19 protein-coding genes and 1 pseudogene are annotated in these 18,182 nt (G+C 61.3%); 11 read left to right on the forward strand and 9 right to left on the reverse strand.

Annotated features, from left to right (window positions below; translation table 11 throughout):
- Window positions 1–224 precede the first annotated feature (224 nt).
- From BDB13_RS18120 to BDB13_RS18130, 3 genes are all read right to left on the reverse strand, one after another.
- Complete coding sequence (locus BDB13_RS18120; RefSeq protein ID WP_094272856.1) at window positions 225–680, reverse strand: hypothetical protein; 456 nt, start codon at window positions 678–680, stop codon at window positions 225–227.
- Window positions 681–731: 51 nt separating this feature from the next.
- Window positions 732–1,268, reverse strand: a complete 537-nt coding sequence (locus BDB13_RS18125; RefSeq protein ID WP_094272857.1) for a CGNR zinc finger domain-containing protein — start codon at window positions 1,266–1,268, stop codon at window positions 732–734.
- A gap of 560 nt (window positions 1,269–1,828) precedes the next feature.
- Window positions 1,829–2,278 (reverse strand): MarR family winged helix-turn-helix transcriptional regulator, encoded by a 450-nt coding sequence (locus BDB13_RS18130; protein ID WP_094272858.1) that lies wholly within the window; start codon window positions 2,276–2,278, stop codon window positions 1,829–1,831.
- Between the two features lie 54 nt (window positions 2,279–2,332).
- On the opposite strand from BDB13_RS18130, the gene BDB13_RS18135 reads away from it, so the two are divergent.
- Window positions 2,333–2,707 carry a cupin domain-containing protein gene (locus tag BDB13_RS18135; protein ID WP_094272859.1) on the forward strand — a complete coding sequence of 125 codons (375 nt, stop codon included), beginning with the start codon at window positions 2,333–2,335 and terminating at the stop codon, window positions 2,705–2,707.
- Between the two features lie 122 nt (window positions 2,708–2,829).
- On the opposite strand, the pseudogene BDB13_RS18140 reads toward BDB13_RS18135, so the two are convergent.
- The 4 genes and pseudogenes from BDB13_RS18140 to BDB13_RS18160 form a co-directional block, all read right to left on the reverse strand.
- Window positions 2,830–3,015: pseudogene (locus BDB13_RS18140) on the reverse strand (nitronate monooxygenase); the annotation flags it as partial.
- A 235-nt stretch (window positions 3,016–3,250) separates the two neighbouring features.
- Window positions 3,251–3,568 (reverse strand): chorismate mutase, encoded by a 318-nt coding sequence (locus BDB13_RS18145; RefSeq protein WP_094272860.1) that lies wholly within the window; start codon window positions 3,566–3,568, stop codon window positions 3,251–3,253.
- Between the two features lie 303 nt (window positions 3,569–3,871).
- A complete protein-coding gene (locus tag BDB13_RS18155; protein ID WP_094272862.1) occupies window positions 3,872–4,963 on the reverse strand; it encodes a metallophosphoesterase in 1,092 nt (363 codons plus the stop codon).
- Between the two features lie 434 nt (window positions 4,964–5,397).
- Window positions 5,398–6,063: a TetR/AcrR family transcriptional regulator gene (locus BDB13_RS18160; RefSeq protein ID WP_094275006.1), complete on the reverse strand. Its 666-nt coding sequence runs from the start codon at window positions 6,061–6,063 to the stop codon at window positions 5,398–5,400.
- Between the two features lie 121 nt (window positions 6,064–6,184).
- Between BDB13_RS18160 and BDB13_RS18165 the strand changes: the two genes are divergently transcribed.
- The 3 genes from BDB13_RS18165 to BDB13_RS18175 are packed head-to-tail and all read left to right on the forward strand — an operon-like array spanning window position 6,185 to window position 9,134.
- Window positions 6,185–6,880 carry a hypothetical protein gene (locus BDB13_RS18165; protein ID WP_254922862.1) on the forward strand — a complete coding sequence of 232 codons (696 nt, stop codon included), beginning with the start codon at window positions 6,185–6,187 and terminating at the stop codon, window positions 6,878–6,880.
- Entirely contained in the window at window positions 6,877–7,686 is an 810-nt protein-coding gene (locus tag BDB13_RS18170) for an SDR family oxidoreductase (protein ID WP_094272864.1), read from the forward strand. The genes BDB13_RS18165 and BDB13_RS18170 overlap by 4 nt, the downstream gene beginning before the upstream one ends.
- Window positions 7,683–9,134 carry a cytochrome P450 gene (locus BDB13_RS18175; protein ID WP_094272865.1) on the forward strand — a complete coding sequence of 484 codons (1,452 nt, stop codon included), beginning with the start codon at window positions 7,683–7,685 and terminating at the stop codon, window positions 9,132–9,134. Before BDB13_RS18170 ends, BDB13_RS18175 begins: the two co-directional genes overlap by 4 nt.
- Before the next feature lie 348 nt (window positions 9,135–9,482).
- Here the strand turns inward: BDB13_RS18175 and BDB13_RS18180 are convergent, their stop codons facing one another.
- Window positions 9,483–10,301, reverse strand: coding sequence for a hypothetical protein (locus BDB13_RS18180; RefSeq protein WP_094272866.1), 819 nt, complete (start codon window positions 10,299–10,301; stop codon window positions 9,483–9,485).
- Window positions 10,302–10,368: 67 nt separating this feature from the next.
- Here BDB13_RS18180 and BDB13_RS18185 point away from each other — a divergent pair, with 67 nt between their 5' ends.
- From BDB13_RS18185 to BDB13_RS18195, 3 genes are read left to right on the forward strand one after another with little or no spacing between them, the layout of a single operon-like run.
- Window positions 10,369–11,193: a DUF3097 domain-containing protein gene (locus tag BDB13_RS18185; RefSeq protein WP_094272867.1), complete on the forward strand. Its 825-nt coding sequence runs from the start codon at window positions 10,369–10,371 to the stop codon at window positions 11,191–11,193.
- A 42-nt stretch (window positions 11,194–11,235) separates the two neighbouring features.
- Window positions 11,236–11,667: an NfeD family protein gene (locus tag BDB13_RS18190; protein ID WP_094272868.1), complete on the forward strand. Its 432-nt coding sequence runs from the start codon at window positions 11,236–11,238 to the stop codon at window positions 11,665–11,667.
- 2 nt (window positions 11,668–11,669) lie between these two features.
- Window positions 11,670–12,959: an SPFH domain-containing protein gene (locus BDB13_RS18195; RefSeq protein WP_094272869.1), complete on the forward strand. Its 1,290-nt coding sequence runs from the start codon at window positions 11,670–11,672 to the stop codon at window positions 12,957–12,959.
- A gap of 36 nt (window positions 12,960–12,995) precedes the next feature.
- Here BDB13_RS18195 and BDB13_RS18200 read toward each other — a convergent pair whose 3' ends face one another.
- Window positions 12,996–13,529, reverse strand: coding sequence for a hypothetical protein (locus tag BDB13_RS18200; protein ID WP_094272870.1), 534 nt, complete (start codon window positions 13,527–13,529; stop codon window positions 12,996–12,998).
- A gap of 98 nt (window positions 13,530–13,627) precedes the next feature.
- Between BDB13_RS18200 and BDB13_RS18205 the strand changes: the two genes are divergently transcribed.
- The 4 genes from BDB13_RS18205 (at window position 13,628) to BDB13_RS18220 (ending at window position 18,182) form a co-directional block, all read left to right on the forward strand.
- Window positions 13,628–14,398 carry a hypothetical protein gene (locus tag BDB13_RS18205; RefSeq protein WP_094272871.1) on the forward strand — a complete coding sequence of 257 codons (771 nt, stop codon included), beginning with the start codon at window positions 13,628–13,630 and terminating at the stop codon, window positions 14,396–14,398.
- A gap of 2 nt (window positions 14,399–14,400) precedes the next feature.
- Window positions 14,401–14,664: a hypothetical protein gene (locus tag BDB13_RS18210; protein ID WP_094272872.1), complete on the forward strand. Its 264-nt coding sequence runs from the start codon at window positions 14,401–14,403 to the stop codon at window positions 14,662–14,664.
- A gap of 258 nt (window positions 14,665–14,922) precedes the next feature.
- Window positions 14,923–17,769, forward strand: coding sequence for a sensor histidine kinase (locus BDB13_RS18215; protein ID WP_094272873.1), 2,847 nt, complete (start codon window positions 14,923–14,925; stop codon window positions 17,767–17,769).
- The gene (locus BDB13_RS18220) at window positions 17,766–18,182 is read left to right on the forward strand and encodes a roadblock/LC7 domain-containing protein (protein ID WP_094272874.1); all 417 of its coding nucleotides are present in this window, start codon (window positions 17,766–17,768) and stop codon (window positions 18,180–18,182) included. Before BDB13_RS18215 ends, BDB13_RS18220 begins: the two co-directional genes overlap by 4 nt.

The raw sequence follows: 18,182 nt of genomic DNA on the forward strand, positions 1-18,182 counted from the left end.
GTCGATCACCCGGGACAGCTGTCCTGGCATTGTCGATGTATCGGGCCAGCGCATCATGAGAGTTGGTGAGCGTTTCGATACCTCGCGCACTTCTACTGGAGCTTTGGCCCGGCAAATGAATCGCCTGTGGCCCACGGCTGGCACGTTGCGGTGTTGGAGAACGGAAGAATCAGCAGCGTCTACGGCTTCTTTCGCTAGAGATTCCTGACCTCTACCTGGCAGTCTTACTCCGTGGCCTGCACGTATGTCGCGTTCGGTTTTCCTGTGTTCGTCAAGGTTTCCTCGTTGATCAGGGCGCTCAGTGCGAAGGCGCCGTAGTTCGCCAATCGTTGTGCCGAACTGGGTGTTCGACCGTGAGCTGTTACCACCATTCCGGCGATCTCCGACGCATTGGTGATGCTCAGATCCGATTCGTAGTCCGCCCCGGAACCGCCGTAGGTTTCGGCGACTCGATCGGCAACCTCCCGTACATCTTCGGCGGTGAAACGCATTCGAATAAAAATGCCCGGCGACGAGTCCTGTTCATTTTCTGGCCACGGTGTGAATGGGCTACCAGGGCTGAACGCGACGACAGCCGTCCTCGAGAAATCCGTTGTTCTCGTCCACCACAGACCGCCGACTACCGCGAGCACCACAGCAAGAACGATCAGGGTGCGATTGCGCCAGACGAAGGTTCTCATCTGTCAGTTGTACCGGCTGACGTGTTGATAGCGGCATTTTCGAGCCGTCGGTCAGTGAGTTCGGGCGCGGTGTCGGCGGACGGCGGAACGGTTTGCGCAGCGAACCGAGCAATAGCGTTGTCGGCCATTGCGAGTGACGTCGACAACGACGTTCTGGCACAGGTCACCGGGAGCGTCTCCCGCGGCGCATCGGCCAAGGCGGTGCATGCCGCGAGTGCTGAGGTGCAGTGCGGTCCCGACGCTGATGACGGCGAGCAGCACGTGCGAAAGCGTCTGGTCGCGGTCGCGATAGTGCAGATGCCACCCCTCGTCGTTGTGGTCTGTGAGCCGCGGATACGCAGCGGCTGAAGCCATATGGCTGTTGAGCAGGCCGGCTCGTTCTTGGGGATCACGTGCGTCGACGACCGTCAGCCAGGCGTCAATGACCGCGCGGGTTACCGCATGGTCGTCGACGGTGGAGTGGGGGAAGTCCATGGTCATCCCGAAGTCGCGCGTCCGCTCGACGATTCCATCCCGGTTGGCTGGCCAATCGTTGGCCAGAGATGCGGCAAGCAGGACGGCATACTCACCGTAAGGGTTTAGATGCATAATGTCATTACATCATTGTTGGGGCCGTGATTCTCCGCTCCTTTCAACGTCCGCTGAGTTCGGCATCGCACCTGGTCTAGCGCTCAGTCTCAGATTCGTTCGCTACTGTCGGCTTTTGGCCGGTGTCTGACTATTGGGCTAGGCAACAGAAAGGAACGGGGCAGCGCAGTGCGCGACCTTGCACTATCAGTAAAGCCTTGACGTCGAACATCAACATCACGTCCCGTCATGGACGGTCTGTCCCGGGCAGACCGCGTGTGGCTCGCGGCGCTATTTGGCGGCGTTCTCTCGTCGTTCCTTGGCGTTCTAGAGGGAGATGACCGTCGACGGCTCTTCCCGATCCGACCGCAAGGGTTCTTGCGAGTCCTGTGAGCATCAATCAATCAGGCTGATGGCACGGTGAGGGGTTCCCTCGTTTGCGCAGTCCGTCGAAGTCGGCGGCAGAGACGGTGAGGTCGATACCGATCCGCTCGCGTATCCGTGTGGCGAACTCATGCGGCTCCGTGTCACTGCCGCGGTATGTCGGTGTGTTTGCAGTTGGGCGTCAATGTCGTTGAGGGTCACCAGACTGGACGTGGTGTGCTGTCTCTCCCGATCTCCTCGAGTGCGCGTACCAGTGATGCCATCGTGTCTGCGCCTAGTGTCGTGCTCGCTGCGTTCCAACAGGAGAGGGCAGCGTCGGTAGCCGCAGTGGTCACGTCGACGCCGGCGGAGGTCAGGCGAACGAGCTGCGAACGGCGGTCGTGCGGGTGCGGCTCCTTGTTCACGTACCCGGATGCGACCAGCTCGTCGACGATCACCGCCGCGGATTGTTTCGTGATACCCAGATAGCCGGCTATCTCGCTGACAGTGGCCCCGTCGCCGGCCGCTCGCTGAAAGACCAGGCCATGCGCGGGACGTAGCGTCGGATGGCCTTTCGCGACGACGGCGGCGTTGATCTGCTCTGCCAGGGCAGATGCGCTGCGCATCAGCAACATCAGCAAATCGGCGTGGGGTTCGTCCCTTGACATGTCGTCAGTCTACCTGTCCAATAAAGACAGTTGAACTGACGAAAGGATGTTGGCATGCCGATCCGAAAAAACGGGGACCATCACACCCACCAATTGCACGGCGCACAATTTCACTCCTATGTGGCGCCCTCTCGCGGTAGTCGACAGCTGTGCGCCTGGCGTACGGAACTGGAGTCCGGTACTGCCGGAGCACCGCACACTGTCTCGCACGAGGAGGTCTTTCTCGTTCTTCATGGGTCGCCTGTGATCACTTTGGATGGCCAGCGAGACGAACTCTCTGTTGGAGATGTTGTGTTGGTTCCGGAGTTGGCGACGGTTCAGCTCGACAATCCGGGTGACAGCGATGCCTCGCTGTGGGTGACGACATCGGTGGGCTTGACTGCCGTCACTGTCGACGGCGGAACCGTAACGCCTCCGTGGACGTGTTAAACACGTTCGTGTCCAACAACTTCCGAAATATTTGCGCCAGCGATGCCGATCCGGAATTTCGAAAGGTGTACGACCGCCGGCGGGATCGAGACTTGAGGCTCTTCGTTCGCCGGATCGAATCACTACCGGGCCTGGTGGAGTTCGTCGAGCCTGCTTTCGGCTTCGAAGACGATCCGTTCGATGAGCTCGCAAACGCTGGGCAGGTCGTCGATCATGCCGACGACCTGCCCAGCGGCCAGGACTCCAGCGTCGGTGTCGCCGTGCACAAGTCCTGCCCGAAGGAGCATGGGGCTGTTCGCCGACATCATCAGTTGTGCGTACCGATCGGCCGATCCGACGACCACGAGGGAAGAAGCGCTCCCACGGTCGTGGACGGATACGGAACATGGTCTCCATCGACTAACGCAGTGCCGACGCGGACACCCGCAGTTCACCGGGGCATCTGGACGCTCCACCAACGTCGCGACTGCATGTGGTCGCGTTGTCAGTTCCTACGCAGTCGGATAGGAAGGCCGCACACACGCCGACGACGTTGGTGAAAGGTCAGTGACGGTCGCCCGCAGTCACCGGGTTAGTACCATTGTGGTTCTCGTGAACCGACAGCTCCAGATCAATGAACGCCGCGATCATCGCCCGATACGTTCGCTCAACAACATCAGGAGCTGCACCAGACGCGTCAGCGAGGGCACGTACCTTTGAAATGACCTTCTCAACCCGATCGGGCGCTCGGACATCGTCACGATCGACCTTCAACTTGCCGGCCTCTTGCACCCAATGTTGCCGCCGTGAAACAAGTTCAACGATCTGCCGATCCAACTCATCAATTTCCGCACGAACGTTCTCAATGCCAAGGCGTGTCATGCAGGCAAGACTACTGAGATCCCTCCGGAGGCAGAAAACTCAGGCTGCCCGAAGATCGATCCGCGGGATCCGGTTGCGGGCGGGTCGCGAACTTGACTCCGATCGGCCGAGTTCGAAGACCTCGCGGGAAGAAACACACCCGCGGCCGGCGACGGATACGGAACATGGTTGCAATCGACGAACGCAGTGCCGACGCGGATACACGCATCGAGCCCGGACGTCTGGAAGGTGATGTCGTGTTCGGTACACCAGGTCACCGCGAGCGGAATCAGCGTCCGGTGACCTGGTGTGCATCGACATGGATCAGACCAGGCGACGGTCGAATGCGAGAGTTGAGGCCCCAGTCGCGATATCGACTGTGTAGGTTCGCAGCCGGACCTCGTCGGCGTTCAGATCCATCACCATGAACCCGACGTCGGTGAAGTTTTGAAAGAGGGTGCGGCGATCGTCGGCCCGAGGCCCGGTCTTACCGTGGCTGTTCTTCGCAGTCGCGCCAGAGACGATCTGCCGGGTGCCCTTCGACTCGATAGTCGGCTCGAGTACCTGCATCGAATGATCGTGGCCCGAAAGGATCAACTGGCAACGGCCGACTACATGTTCCTCGAAGAACCGCTTGGCGTGCACGCCGTTCATCGGCTCGATCGGCATGCCGTCGTACTCACCGGCATCACCGTGCGACCCGTTGCTCAAGTACGGATGGTGGGCACACGCTATCTTCCACTTTGCCGGCGACGCGTCGATCGCCGCATCCAGCCATGCGCGTTGCTCATTCATGTACTGCCCGTCCACCGCCCAATATTGCACAAACAGCGGCGGCAGAGACGCTGCGAGCGGATTGAGATCCAGAACGAAGAACTCGACGACCGGATTTTCCTCCGGCACGCGCACCGAGTAGTACCGGCTCGGCATCCACCAACGGCGCGAGCGAGAGTGGTAGGCCACCTCGTCGTCCCCGCGCAACAACCATCCACCGTCGCCCGGAAAAACAGCACTGTTGTCGTGATTGCCCAACGCCATCGCCCACGGAAAATCGAGACCGTGGTTCGGATCCTCGAATTTCGCGGCAAACTGACCGTCATTGACTCCGTTGGGGCCGAGCTCGTAAATGTTGTCGCCGAGGCCCAGCGCCATCGAGAGCGCTTCACGGGTATGTAGTTCCCTGATCGCATCGGCAACTGCCCATTGTGCAGGCGTACCAGTGCCGGCGTCCCCGGTGAGGAGCACTCGAAGGTCGTTGTCGGCGGGAAAAGGGAACTTGCCGTTGTCTGCGGCGGCATTGTTGAAATCTGTGGCGTTCGCGGTTCCCGACGCCATCGCTGCCACGGGTATGGCTGCCCCCGTGACGGCGGCACGGGCCAAGAATTTGCGGCGATCTATTGGGTTGGATTCCATCACAGGCCTCTTGGTCGATTCGGTTCGGTGCGCTGGCAAGCAAAACACCTAAATGGACGCCCGTTCAACTCGAAAGGCCGGGCCAATGACGACATTATTCTGCCGTTCACTCTGCGTTGGCTTTCGTTTCTGGGCGCTTCTAGGCTGGTATCCAGCACTGAATCCTGCCAGCGGTGCAGCAACACCCCCGCGATCAACTGTCGCTATCGCCTACGGGACAAGCTACGCGGTCGCGATCTATTCGAGCAGCGAAACCGGAAAGCCCGATCACGCATGCAGCTCACCGAGAATCGTTTCCGTGTGGCTCCCGAAATTTTTGGGGCATGTTTTTACGCAACTTGTCATACCGCAGCGTCCCCCGACAGCTCCGAACCTACGAGCAATAACCCGGAACCGCCCAGTAAAGACGGTAAGGAAACAAATCAACTCTGCAGTGCTCACGGCTTTTCCTCGGGCAGTCGCCGGCGGGCGTGGTCGGCGGCGCCGTTGCCGGTGATCAGCCACAGCGTGGTCAGGTCGTCGATCAGTTGCTCAAGGGTGATATCGACGGTGCCGTTGAGCCAGCTCATGATCGCCTCGGCGGTGCCGCCGACGAGGAACGCCGGCGTAACTCGGGCCAGGCTGTCTCGTTCGAGTTTTACATCGTGAATTTCGCGGGCGTGTTGAACCAGGATCATCGCGAGGCCTTGAACGACCGCGGCCCGGTGGGCCAACGCCGCAGGGGACGCGGAAACCGCATCGAAGAGCACCCTGGCGCGACGAGGGTCCTCGACCAGGGCTCGCACCGCAGCGTCGATGCTCTGAAAGGCCCTTTCCTGCAGGGTCTTGTTTGCTGATATTGCGAATGCGAGGACGGCACTCTCGCTTACGTGACGTGCGGTTTCCTCGACGACGGCCGCCGCCAGTGCATCGAGGGTGTCGAAGCTTTCGTAGAAGTAGCGTTTGTTCAGCCCAGCGGTCGAGCACACCCTGGCGACTGTCGCGGTGCGCCACTGGTCAGTGGCCATGATTCCCAGTGCGGCGTCGATCAGCTGGTTGCGGCGAACCCGCACCCGCTCGCCGGCTTCGATTCCGCCGTAGCTCCGCGCAGGCTGGGCATTCATGACAGCCATAGTGGCATTTGCCTCGTCTCGTTCGCTGCGTAGGGGTCTTGACACCCGTCGATCATATTTGGCACAGTTTAGTACCAGAATAGTTCATTGGTCACTGAGAGGACGTTCTCCGATGTCACCCACACCGCCTGCTGCTACCGCTACCACCCAACTTTCATCCGCCGTCACAGCGGTGAGCGGGCCGATACTGGCCGAGTTGCGTGAGCTCGCCCAACACGCGCCGGGTCGAGCGCGAGTAGAGGGATGGCGGTACCTGCGTGAGCTGAGTGCGGCCGACCGCCGCGACCAGATCGCCGCGTTGTTTGCCGCCGGAACGCGGCCCGAACAGCTCGATGGTGCCTACGAAGGCTTGATCGTGGGCAAACTCTTCAATGTTCCCGAGGCAACGTTGGCCAATCCGCTGCTCGCGATCAACCCAACGTGGCGGGGCAAGACGTTCAACGCTGAGTCAGGTACGGGGTTCAATCGGCTGATCCCGTTGGCGCGCTATGCGATGCGGGTGATCGCGCCGCTCTACCGCGGCTTGCGTCGGGTCGGCCCGGAGATCGTGGGCTTCGACTTCCACTACGGTGCCGATGTCGGACTGGTCACTCCCAACATTCCCTTGATCGCGCTGAACTATGGCGTCGAGGAGTACAGCAATCCGAGTGTGCGGACCTTCCCGATCAAACGCACCCGTGACGAGATCGTCGAGTTGCTGCCAGGGTTGTACCTCGGTAGAGCGTTACTCAGGATGCACAGCGGTGAGATTCGTACCATCGCCCACTTTGCGTTGCGCCACTTCGAGAACGAGGAGGTTCGGTCATGATCGAACTCGACGGTGCCGTCGTCTGTGTCACCGGCGCAGCCCGCGGCATCGGACGTGCCACTGCTGCTGAACTTTCTCGCCGGGGAGCGCGAGTGTGGATCGGTGACCTCGACACTGAGGAGGCCGCCCGCACCGCTGCTGAAATCGATGCCAAGTCAATGCATCTCGATGTCACCAAAGAGGACAGTCTGCGAAAATTCTGGGCTGCCGCCAGCGCCGACAGCCCGGTTCGGATGCTCGTCAACAACGCCGGAATTATGCGGCTAGGGCCGTTCGTGGACCAAAGCCTCGAAGGCCATCATCAGGAGGTGGCGGTCAACCTCGGCGGCGTCATCAACGGCATGCACGTCTTCCTCCCCGACATGTTGGCCCGCAACTGCGGCCACATCGTCAACGTCGCATCAATGGCCGCCAAGGTGACCACACCAGGAATCGCGGTGTACTGCGCCACCAAGTTCGCCGTCGCCGCCCTGTCGCGGGCGGTGCGTGCCGAAATTGCCCACACCGCAGTCACGGTGACAACGATCATGCCTGCGGCAGTCAACACCGAACTCACCTCTGGTGTTTCGCTCGATCTGCAACCCACGCTGCAACCCGAACAGGTAGGTCGCGCCATCGCCGACACTGCACGCCGACCGGGTCGCGAGGTCACAGTCCCGCGCTGGTTGGCACCGATAGGCACGCTCGAGGAAGCTGCGCCAGAACGTCTCTTGCAAGTCGCTAAGCGTGTTGTCACCCGCAACCGGCCACCCGGGGATTACGACGACACCCAGCGCCGCGCGTATCTCGACCGGATCCCCCGATGACAGCCTTGCTCAACGGGATCACCATTCCTGAGTTGCCCGCCGGCGTCAAACGTCGCCTCCAATCACTTGGCGCTGCCGTCACATCCCGTTATCCCAGTGCCGAACAATCGCTAGCATCCCCTCCAGTCGGATCGCGCCTCGCGCCCGTGATGGGGAACTTCGGATTTCCCTTCCTCGGACACATCCTGTCCTCGACCGCCGAACCACTGGACTTCGCGCGCCACCGTTACGCCAAGTACGGCCCCGTGTCGTGGGCCGGTGGTGTCGGCTTCCGCGTCGTCACACTGCTCGGCCCCGAAGCATTGGAGGCCGCCTGGAGAAACAAAGACAAGGCGTTGTCCAGCACCCGCGGATGGCAACCCGTCATCGGACCCTTCTTCGACCGCGGCATCATGCTGCTCGACTTCGAAGAACACCGCGACCACCGCCGCATCATGCAGCAAGCCTTCACCCGCAACGCGCTCAACGGCTACCTGGAACTCACGTCGACCAGGATCGGACATTCGCTCAGTAATTGGCATCCAGCGCAACGGTTCCCGATGTATCCATCGATCAAGCACCTGCTACTCCAGCAGGCCGCCGAGGTGTTCATCGGCACCGAACTAGGGCCGGAAGCCGACCAACTCGCCCACGACTTCCACGACACCGTGCGCGGCGGTCAGGCGGTCATCCGCGCCGACGTTCCGGGCGGCACCTGGGCACGTGGCCTTCGCGCTCGGGAGCGCCTCGAAAAGTACTTCCACCACCAGATACCCGGCCGCCGGCAGGGCGACGGCACCGACCTGTTTTCTATGCTGTGCCGCAGTGAGAGCGACGACGGCAAACGGTTCAGCAACCAGGACATCGTCAACCACATGATCTTCCTGATGATGGCCGCCCACGACACCACCGCCATCGCACTGTCGATGCTGGTCTACGAACTCGGCCGAAACCAACTTTGGCAGAACGTATTGCGGGAGGAAGCCGCACAATCGCCCGCCGAATCACCCACGTTGACGGACCTCGAGAACTACCCACTGCTCGATGCGGCGTTCAAGGAAATCCTGCGCATGTACGCCCCGGCAGGCACGCTGTTCCGGCAAGCGATTGCCGATACTGAGATCTGCGGGCACTTCATCCCGCGTAAAAGCCAGATCGCGATCAACGTGTATGCGTCGATGCGTCTGCACGACTGGTGGCCCGACCCCGACACCTTCAACCCCGACCGCTTCACCACCGCTGCCCAACACGAAGCGATCAGCCGCTACACCTTCGCGCCGTTCGGTGGCGGCGCCCACAAATGCATCGGCCAACAATTCGCCGACATGACCGTCAAGACTGTGCTGTATCAGTTGCTACGACGGTTCACGTGGAGCACACCTTCTGGATACGTTGTGCCGCTGACCTGGGGAACCGGACCCACACCTGCCGACGCACTACCCACGAAACTGGCGCGCCTCGGGACGTAGCACGTGACAGTTCACTGCGTAGCGCGGCGACTGTCTCGTGGTCAGCCGCCAAGGTCTCGATGGTCCTCAGCTCTGATTCAGTGCTCGACTCACAGAAGAACGGCCAACGCCGAGAGTTGATGCGATCGCATCCCAGCTCTTACCTTGGCCTCGTAGCGTCCGGCTTCTAAGTCGGCATGGGTACGTTCAAGGACTGTCGATGGTCTCGCGGCCGCACGAGTGCGAAGCTGCGTCGGCGGGCAACGCAAGCGTATCGACGCCGCCAAAGCTCGACAGTAGGGGAGATGCGCCGTTCGATGCAGGAATTCCTGCCCGCTGGAGACGTACCGAAACGAGCACCAGCAGGCGCTATTGCCCGCTGGCCGGGTGGTGGGTTGCGACGCTTGCCGCCGCTGCCATTCGGGCCGATCGGACCGCGGTCCACAACGGTCGCAACATTGATTCGCGGGCCTGGGTGGCAGACACACTCGGTGCCTCGTTGGTGGAATCATGTTCCGCCACAGCCAAAATTGCGGCAACTTGATCAGCGCTGTCGAGGACGCGCAGTGCTCGGGACGAGAGTGATTCCGGGTATCGATGATGCGCATGCTCGGAGAGGGCATCGGCGATCTTGGCGCGAGCGTCGTCGGTGGGTGTGCCCGTGGGAACCGTCTGCAATTGGAGCAGCGCCGCTGCGGCATTACGGACGGCCTCGCGCATCGAGTATTCAGCCTCACCCAACCCGATGTGTTCAGCCGGACCGGACACGTTCGGGACGGAGTACACAGTCCATCTCAGAACGTCGGGTCCCTCGACAACCGGAACCAGACCGAACCCGGCGGATCCTGGTTCGCCGATCAACACGCCTTCACCGGTGGACAACGCAGCGGCGGCGAAATCTGTTCGAGCCGGTAGGCCTCGGACATCGCCGGCAGCGGGCAGGACTAATCGCAATTCGGCCGGTGAGATGTTCCCGGCGCGTCGTAGTACGCGGAGCAACATCGGGGCACCGCCGTCGGTGATGCCTGGCCAGTCGAGCCCGAGGGCCGAGGCGGTATCGGCGTCGGCGGAACCGATCAGATGCATCGGCGCCCATGCCGCGAGTGCGTCGATGACGTCGTCCGGCGCACTGTCACCGGCCAGCCATGACGCTGCCCACACTGTGAGTGTTGCGCTGGGGGAACTCATGTCAGAGGAGTTTAGTTCGGCGTGGCAACCTGTGCCGCGCGGGCATCGTGACCTAGCGTTATTCGGCGTGAGCGGTAATGGATACGGTGACATTTTTGCGGGCCATACCCGCGCCCAGAAGCGTGTGACGCCCCAGGTAGCGGCCGAACGCGACCTCGTTGTCGAAGACGTGGCGACGGGATTCTGCGGTGCGGTTGTCGGGTTCGAGCGAACCTACGACGGCGATTTCGTCCGACTCGAGGACGGACGGTCACGGACCCGATTGTTCGCGATGCGTGAGGCGGCGTTCCTCATCGACGGTTCACCGGTGACGTTGGTGCGTCCGGCGCCCAAGGCGGCTTCGGCGAAGCCGGCGCGATCTGCTTCGGGTTCGACGCGGGTCGAAGGATTGCGCGCTCGCACAGCGCTGCCGAGCCGGATCTGGGTGGAAGGTGTCCACGACGCGGCGCTGGTGGAGCGAGTGTGGGGACACGACTTGCGCGTGGAAGGTGTTGTGGTTGAACACCTCGAGGGCCTCGACAATCTGGGGGAGCGGCTTGCGGACTTCGGACCCGGTCCCGGCAGACGGGTGGGTGTCCTGGTGGATCACCTCGTCACGGGCTCGAAGGAAACGCAGTTGACGCAGGGACTCGGTCCGAATGTGTTGGTGACCGGCCATCCGTACATCGATGTCTGGGAAGCAGTGCGGCCCAAAGCCGTCGGAATCGCTGCGTGGCCGAAGATTCCGCGGGGCGAGGACTGGAAGACCGGAATCTGCCGCGAACTTGGTTGGGGAACTCCTCAGGAGGGTTGGCGACGTGTCTACAACGCTGTGGAGAGTTTCCGGGATCTGGAAGCGCCACTGATCGGTGCCGTCGAACAACTCGTCGACTTCGTAACCGAACCGAACTAACGGGAGCACGGCGCAGATCACACATTCTGGTTAGATGGTGTTGTGGCTGCACTTATTTGGCTTATCGGAGCACTCGTGCTCGCCGGCGCCGAAGCACTGGTAGGAGATTTTTTCCTGCTGATGCTCGCCGGTGGCGCGCTGGCCACTGCCGGCTTCAGTTCGGTCACGGATTTTCCCGTGTGGGTGGACGCCGTGATGTTCGGTGTGTCGTCGGCAGCATTGATATTGGTCGTTCGGCCTTTTCTGTTGCGGCGCTTCGGCACCCCGCCGCCCACCGCGATGGGAATTCAGGCACTCGAAGGCAAGCACGCCATCGTTCTCGAAGAGGTGGGAGAGCATGCCGGTCAGGTCAAACTGAACGGCGAAGTATGGACGGCTCGCCCCCTCGATAGCTCCGAGGTGTACCCGCCGGGCACCACGGTGACGGTGATGGAAATCAACGGCGCAACAGCAGTTGTCTGGAGGGGACCTTAAAAATGGCAGCACTCATAGTGCTCGGTGTGGTGGTGCTTTTCGTGATCTTGGTGGTCGCGAAGTCGGTAGCACTGGTGCCGCAGGCTGAGGCCGCGGTCATCGAGCGGCTCGGTCGATACTCGAAGACGGTATCGGGTCAGCTCACATTCTTGATCCCGTTCGCGGACCGGGTGCGCGCGAAGGTTGACCTGCGTGAACGCGTCGTGTCGTTCCCGCCACAACCGGTGATCACCCAGGACAACCTGACGCTGTCCATCGATACCGTCGTGTACTTCCAGGTCACCAACCCGCAGGCAGCGGTCTACGAAATCAGTAACTACATTGCCGCTGTCGAGCAGTTGACCACGACGACGCTGCGTAACGTCGTCGGCGGTATGACGCTGGAAGAGACGCTGACCTCGCGTGATTCCATCAACGGTCAGCTGCGCGGCGTACTCGACGAAGCAACCGGACGTTGGGGCTTGCGCGTCGCCCGTGTGGAGCTCAAGAGCATTGATCCGCCGCCGTCGATTCAGGAGTCGATGGAAAAGCAGATGAAGGCCGACCGTGAGAAGCGCGCCATGATTCTGACTGCTGAGGGTCATCGTGAATCTGCGATCAAGACCGCCGAGGGCGCCAAACAGAGCCAGATCCTTTCCGCGGAGGGCAACCGGCAGGCCTCCATCCTCAACGCCGAGGGTGAGCGTCAGTCGCAGATCCTTCGTGCGCAAGGTGATCGCGCTGCCAAGTACCTGCAGGCGCAGGGTGAGGCCAAGGCTATCGAGAAGGTCTTTGCCGCAATCAAGGCTGGCAAGCCCACCCCGGAAATGCTTGCGTACCAGTACCTTCAGACATTGCCGCAAATGGCGCAGGGCGATGCCAACAAGGTGTGGCTCGTTCCGAGTGACTTCGGAGATGCGCTCAAGGGTTTCGCGACAACCCTTGGTGCACAGGGTCAGGATGGCGTATTCCGCTACGAACCGTCCACAGCCGACGCGGACCTCCCAAAGCCTGAGGACGATTCAGCCGAGGTAGCAGAGTGGTTCGAGTCCAAGTCTGATCCGGCCATCGCGGAAACTGTGCGCGCAGCGGAAGTTGCTGCTCGGACACCCGTCGAGGATCCGGCAACGGCCGTTCGATCGCTTCGTGACACTGTCCCGCAGGCTCCGGCTTCAGGATTCACCGAGCCGGAACTCCCACCGGCGGGCGAGAGTGCCTTCCCCGGACAGCCTCCCGTGCAGTCCGACCGTGAAGAGTTCCAGCAGAAGTACCCGTACCAGGATCAGCCGCCAGAAGGCGGACCCAGGCACTGAACTGCTTGACTGACGGAAAGGCGCTGATCACCGAACTTACGTGATCAGCGCCTTTCCCGTTCCACAGACGGCGATCGCCCAAAGGACGCTGGCGAAGGTGCCGATGATGAACTGTTCGGATGCATGCGGTTCACGTAGTTCGGGGTAGCGCGCTAAACCCTTGACTGCCAGGACGATTGCAATACCTTCAGGCCATCCGGCCAGAATGGAGACCGCGACGGCGACGCGCTCGAGCACGCCGATGACACGGCCACCTCGCAGCGGTCCCGCATTGGGGGCTGGACTTCCGTCGGGTTGTCGTCGAGCAATCTTGAAGGTGGCCAATACGATTGGTGCTCCGGCCGTCGCGGCGGCGAGTACGCAAAGTACCAGCGTTGCTCCCAGCGCGAATCCGGTGACCGGCATAGTTCGAGTGGCGGCAAGCGCTGCAACACCGAGCGCAGGCAGTGACACCGTCGCAGACGCCCATTCAGGAATCTGGATGTGGCCACCACTGACTTTTGGCATGGCAGCGGTAACAACCGGTGCTGCCGCCGCGAGCGCCAGTGCAATCAATGCCAGAACGACCATATCTTTTTCGATCCCCCGCCTCGTCGAAGTGCGATGTTACTCGATGGAATCGGCAGTGGCTGAGCGCAATGCCGTCCGCCGTCTGACACGATCCGGGGATGGAACCTGTCAGTGATGCGTCGGTCGGAGACTGGATCGAACCCCGCTTAACCAAGGGAAGGGCCGCAATCACCGCTGTGGTGCCTGCTGGCTTCGACGCCTATGTGCGGGTCCTGCATCCCATTGAAGTCGACGGCGATCACGTGGTGCGGTGGCGTGATGTTGCTGCGGCAACAGGGCGAAGGTTGCACCCTCTAGTTCAGTGGTGGCGTCTGATCGACGCGGAAGATTCCATCAACCCGCAGAGCGAACTGTGGGACGGCGACGAGCCTGAAGTCGGTTCGATCGACCAACCGGACAATCAACGGCTTCTCGATTTGCTTGCTCACCATACGAATTCGCCTGAGAACCTATATTTTGCGCTGTGGGACGGCTGGGGTTTCCTCCGCGCCGGTGCCACGGCGCAGTACGCCACCGGAGTCAGGCGGTTCTTCTCACGTCCTGTCCCTGTTGCTCCGATGGCGTCCAGATTGATCGATGGGCCGCATATGCGACATCCCGGCCGGGATTACGTAGTGCTGTCCGGTTCGTTGAGGGAAGCGTCGACAATCCCCGACATCATCGGCGCGCGGCCGGGGAGACCGTCGGCGAATCTTGTCTGGCCGCAGGATCATTCGTGGTGTGTGGCGACCGAGGTTGACTTCGATTCGACTCTTGTCGGCTGCAGTTGTGAGGCTGCGAACGCGATCCTCGCATGCAGCGATCTCGAAGCGTTTCCCATCAATCCGGACGACTCGTTGCAGTACGACGCTGACCTGGTAAACCAGTGACCATGGTGGAAGGACTGTTGGCTGAGGCCGGGTTGAGCGAATGCGCACAGTCCGACATCGACTGTACGCACGGCTTCGGTGCATTCCTGATTATTTTCGTGATCATCGGAGTTCTCGTGGTCTTATGGCTGGGACTGGCCGGCTCCGCAACCGTCGCGATTGTTTCATCGAAGATCGGCGTCGTAGATCGATTGTTGTGGGTGGCAGTGGTGTGGGCTGTACCCGTGGTTGGCGCGGTCGCATGGCTCGCCCGCGCGCGACGGTAATTTGTCAGGTTTCCGCTGATAGGTCGGTTGAACACAAACCTGTATCTGCCGTTCCGCACAATAGGAGTATCCAACCCGGGGTAGTCCCCATCGACAGCATTTGGACATTAAGGACGATTTGCCCTCGGGAATGGAATTCATTCTGTTACGGTACGGATCGCTTTCTTTCGACTGCGTTTAGTTGAGGAAAGTCAGCCGATACCCCAACAGTTGGGGTTGACAGACTTCAATAGCAGACGCGAAGAGGCATTAGTCCGTATGAAACACGATGCACACACAACCCCGTGGTGGTCGATCGGCGAATGGCGCCTCAGCTGGAAGGTTTTCGCAGTCTTCGCAGTTCCGATGCTCGTCGCCGTCCTGCTCGGCGGCATTCGGGTCCAGAACGAACTGACCGACGCCTCGAACCTCAGTACATCGGCAGAACGTACGTTCGCCCTCCCGGCGGCACTTCGCTTGGAGCAAGCCCTCAACGACCTAGCAGTCACATCCGCCTCCGGCGGCGAAATGGATACTGCCGTCGCGGAAGCCACAACCGCGATACAAGAATTTGCTACCGCCGGGATCGTGTTCCAAACCGACGCAGCGCTCTACGACCAGGTCTCTAGGACTCTTCGGAACAGCCAAGCTTTCGTCGACGAAGTTTCAGTCGGCTCACTATCTCCAGATCAACTCGTCTCCCGCCTCACCGACATGTCGAACCAGATCTGGACACCGTTCTCCGATGTCATGAATAAATCACAGTTGCCGCTTCTGAGTAAGCGAGGTGCCGAGTTCGAGGCGATGTGGGGAGCCCGTCAAGCACTCACCAATCAGAGCATTTTGTACGGTACCGGCGACGTCGATCAACAAACGCGAACCATCCTCACTTCCACGGCCGGCTCAGAACTCACCAGCCTCGGTGGAGTCATGCGAATTGCCACGCCAGGTGGGGTGCTCCCGCCAATCGACGAAGGCAATGCCCAGGATCCCTTTGCTGCACTGAAGCCCCCGCAGGGATCCGCAATGAGTCGCATCGGCGAAATCGGCGCCACAGCGTCGACGTCCCCGTTGAGCGGCGAGATCGGCATCGGCCTGCAGACCAGTCGCGATCAGTACGACGCCATCGCCACGGCAGCGATCGCCCGGTTTGTTCCCGCCGTGACCGCCGAAACCAGCGCCGCCCAATCCGCAGCTCTTCGAGACGCTGCACTGGTTATTGGCGCCGTGCTCGCGGCCCTCGTCATAGCTTTGGTCATCAGTCGCTCGCTGGTAAATCCCATTAGGCGCCTTCGATTCTCAGCTCTTACGGCATCACGACACGGACTCCCCGAAGCGATCGAACGAATCCGCGCCGGTGAGAATGTCACCGACCTCGAATTACCGCGTGTCCCCATCGACACGCACGAGGAAATCGGACAACTTGCACGGGCTGTTGACGACCTGAACGGCCAAGCGATCACACTCGCCGGCGAGCAGGCAACACTCCGTCGTCAGGTCAACGACGTGTTCGAAACGCTCTCCCGCCGCAACAAGTCCCTCGTCGAGCAGCAACTCAGCTTGATCGAGCAGCTCGAACAGGACGAAGACGACCCGAGACGCCTCGAGAACCTCTTCCGCCTCGACCATGTCGCCACGCGAATGCGACGCAACAGCGATAACCTTCTGATCCTCTCCGGTGGCGAAGGACGACGCGTACGAACCGTACGAACCGAATCGATCGCGCTCTTCGACGCGCTGCGTGCCGCCGTCTCCGGTGTCGAAAACTACGTTCGCATCGAGCTCGGGCAGATTCCGTCTGCGGTGGTCAGCGGGCAGGCCAGTGCCGATGTCGTGCATCTGATCACCGAACTCCTCGATAATGCGTTGCGATACTCACCGCCCGAAACTCCGGTGACGATCGATGGCGCTCGCACCAACGACGGTTCAGTGCTCGTGGAGATTGCCGATCTCGGTATCGGCATGTCCTCGGCCGATTTGCTCGACGCCAATGGACGTCTCGCATCCGAAGGGGAGATGAGCCCCGAAACTGCCCGCCACATGGGGCTTTTCGTTATCAGTCGTATCAGTCGTCGATACGATATTTCGGTACGCCTGCGCCCGTCGCACACGTCATCAGACCACAGCGGTGTCACCGCTATGGTTTACCTGCCTGCGGCGTTGCTCGAGGCCCCCCGTGACAATGCAGTTCGACCGCCGACCGTTCCCTTTGTTGCTCCGGGGTTTCCCGCGCCTGCTGCGAATGAACCTGCGTACTCGGTCACGACGGTCCAACGCACCGCAACTCGGGTGGTTGAGGCACCGGCCGTATCGGCTAACGGACTTCCGCTGCGCCAACCGAGCAATACCTTTGCGGTCACCTTGCCGCCACCTGCTTGGGGCGCTCCCGCTGCAGCCGTTTCACCGTCGGCTGACAGCATGCTTCCCACGGCGAACACACTTCCTCGCCGTACCCCCGGGAACAGTGGGGTACCCGGCGTCGGTAATGCCCTCGCAACTGACCCAGCACCAGCACCAGCACCGGCACCGGCACCGGCACCGGCCGTCACGGAAACATCCGTCTCTCAACCGGATACGAGTGTCCCGAAACCTGCGCCGCGGCACCTGTTCAACACCCCCAGTCCGACCAACACTGCGGCGTTCTTCTCTTCCCGGACGCGCAACGCGATACCGCCGCATGTGGACGTCTTCAGCGAGGTTGCTCCCGAGGCTACCTCTGCCAATCCGCCGACTGCATCCCCGATCTTTGCCCGCATGGTGACCGAGTGGCTGGTCGATCCGACAGACGACAAATCCAGTGCGACAAGCGAAAGCATCTGGACAACCGAAGCTGACGAGGGTTGGGTTGCCGCGCGCGCGTCGACGGGCATGCCCGTCACCAGGATCTCCGATTCCGGTCTCCCGATCCGGGACCGCGGCGCACGACTGGTTCCCGGAGCTGTCGGAACGGCAACTGGCCCTTCCCGTCCCGGACCCCACCGACAGAGCGCCGACCCGGAAAACATCCGACGGGGATGGACTGACTACCAATCAGGCGTCAGTCGCGGACGACGGCACGCCATGAGTGAGAACAACACATCCCTACACTCGTCCACATATGTTCAGAAAGACGAAGGAGAGCAGTGAATTCTGTCGGAGCCCCAGAAACCCCTCGTGCACTCGACTGGTTGGTATCGGGCTTTGCGCGCGACGTTCCAGGAGTAAGTCACGCCATCATCGTCTCGGCCGACGGGTTGCTGAGCGCAGCGAGCACCCACCTTCCGCTCGATCGTGCAGACCAACTGGCTGCCGTGACATCGGGACTCGCCAGCCTCTCGGCCGGTGCATCGCGACTGTTCGACGGCGGTGCCGTCCTGCAATCGGTGGTTGAAATGGAGAACGGCTACCTGCTGCTCATGGGTGTCGGTAGCGGTGCGTACCTCGCGGCGCTTGCCGTCGTGGGATGCGATATCGGCCAGATAGGTTACGAAATGGCAACTCTGGTCGATCGGGTCGGAACCACCATGGACATCGCTCCGCGATCAGGTCGGGGTATTTGA

Source organism: Rhodococcus sp. OK302, from assembly GCF_002245895.1.
GTDB lineage: Bacteria > Actinomycetota > Actinomycetes > Mycobacteriales > Mycobacteriaceae > Rhodococcus_F.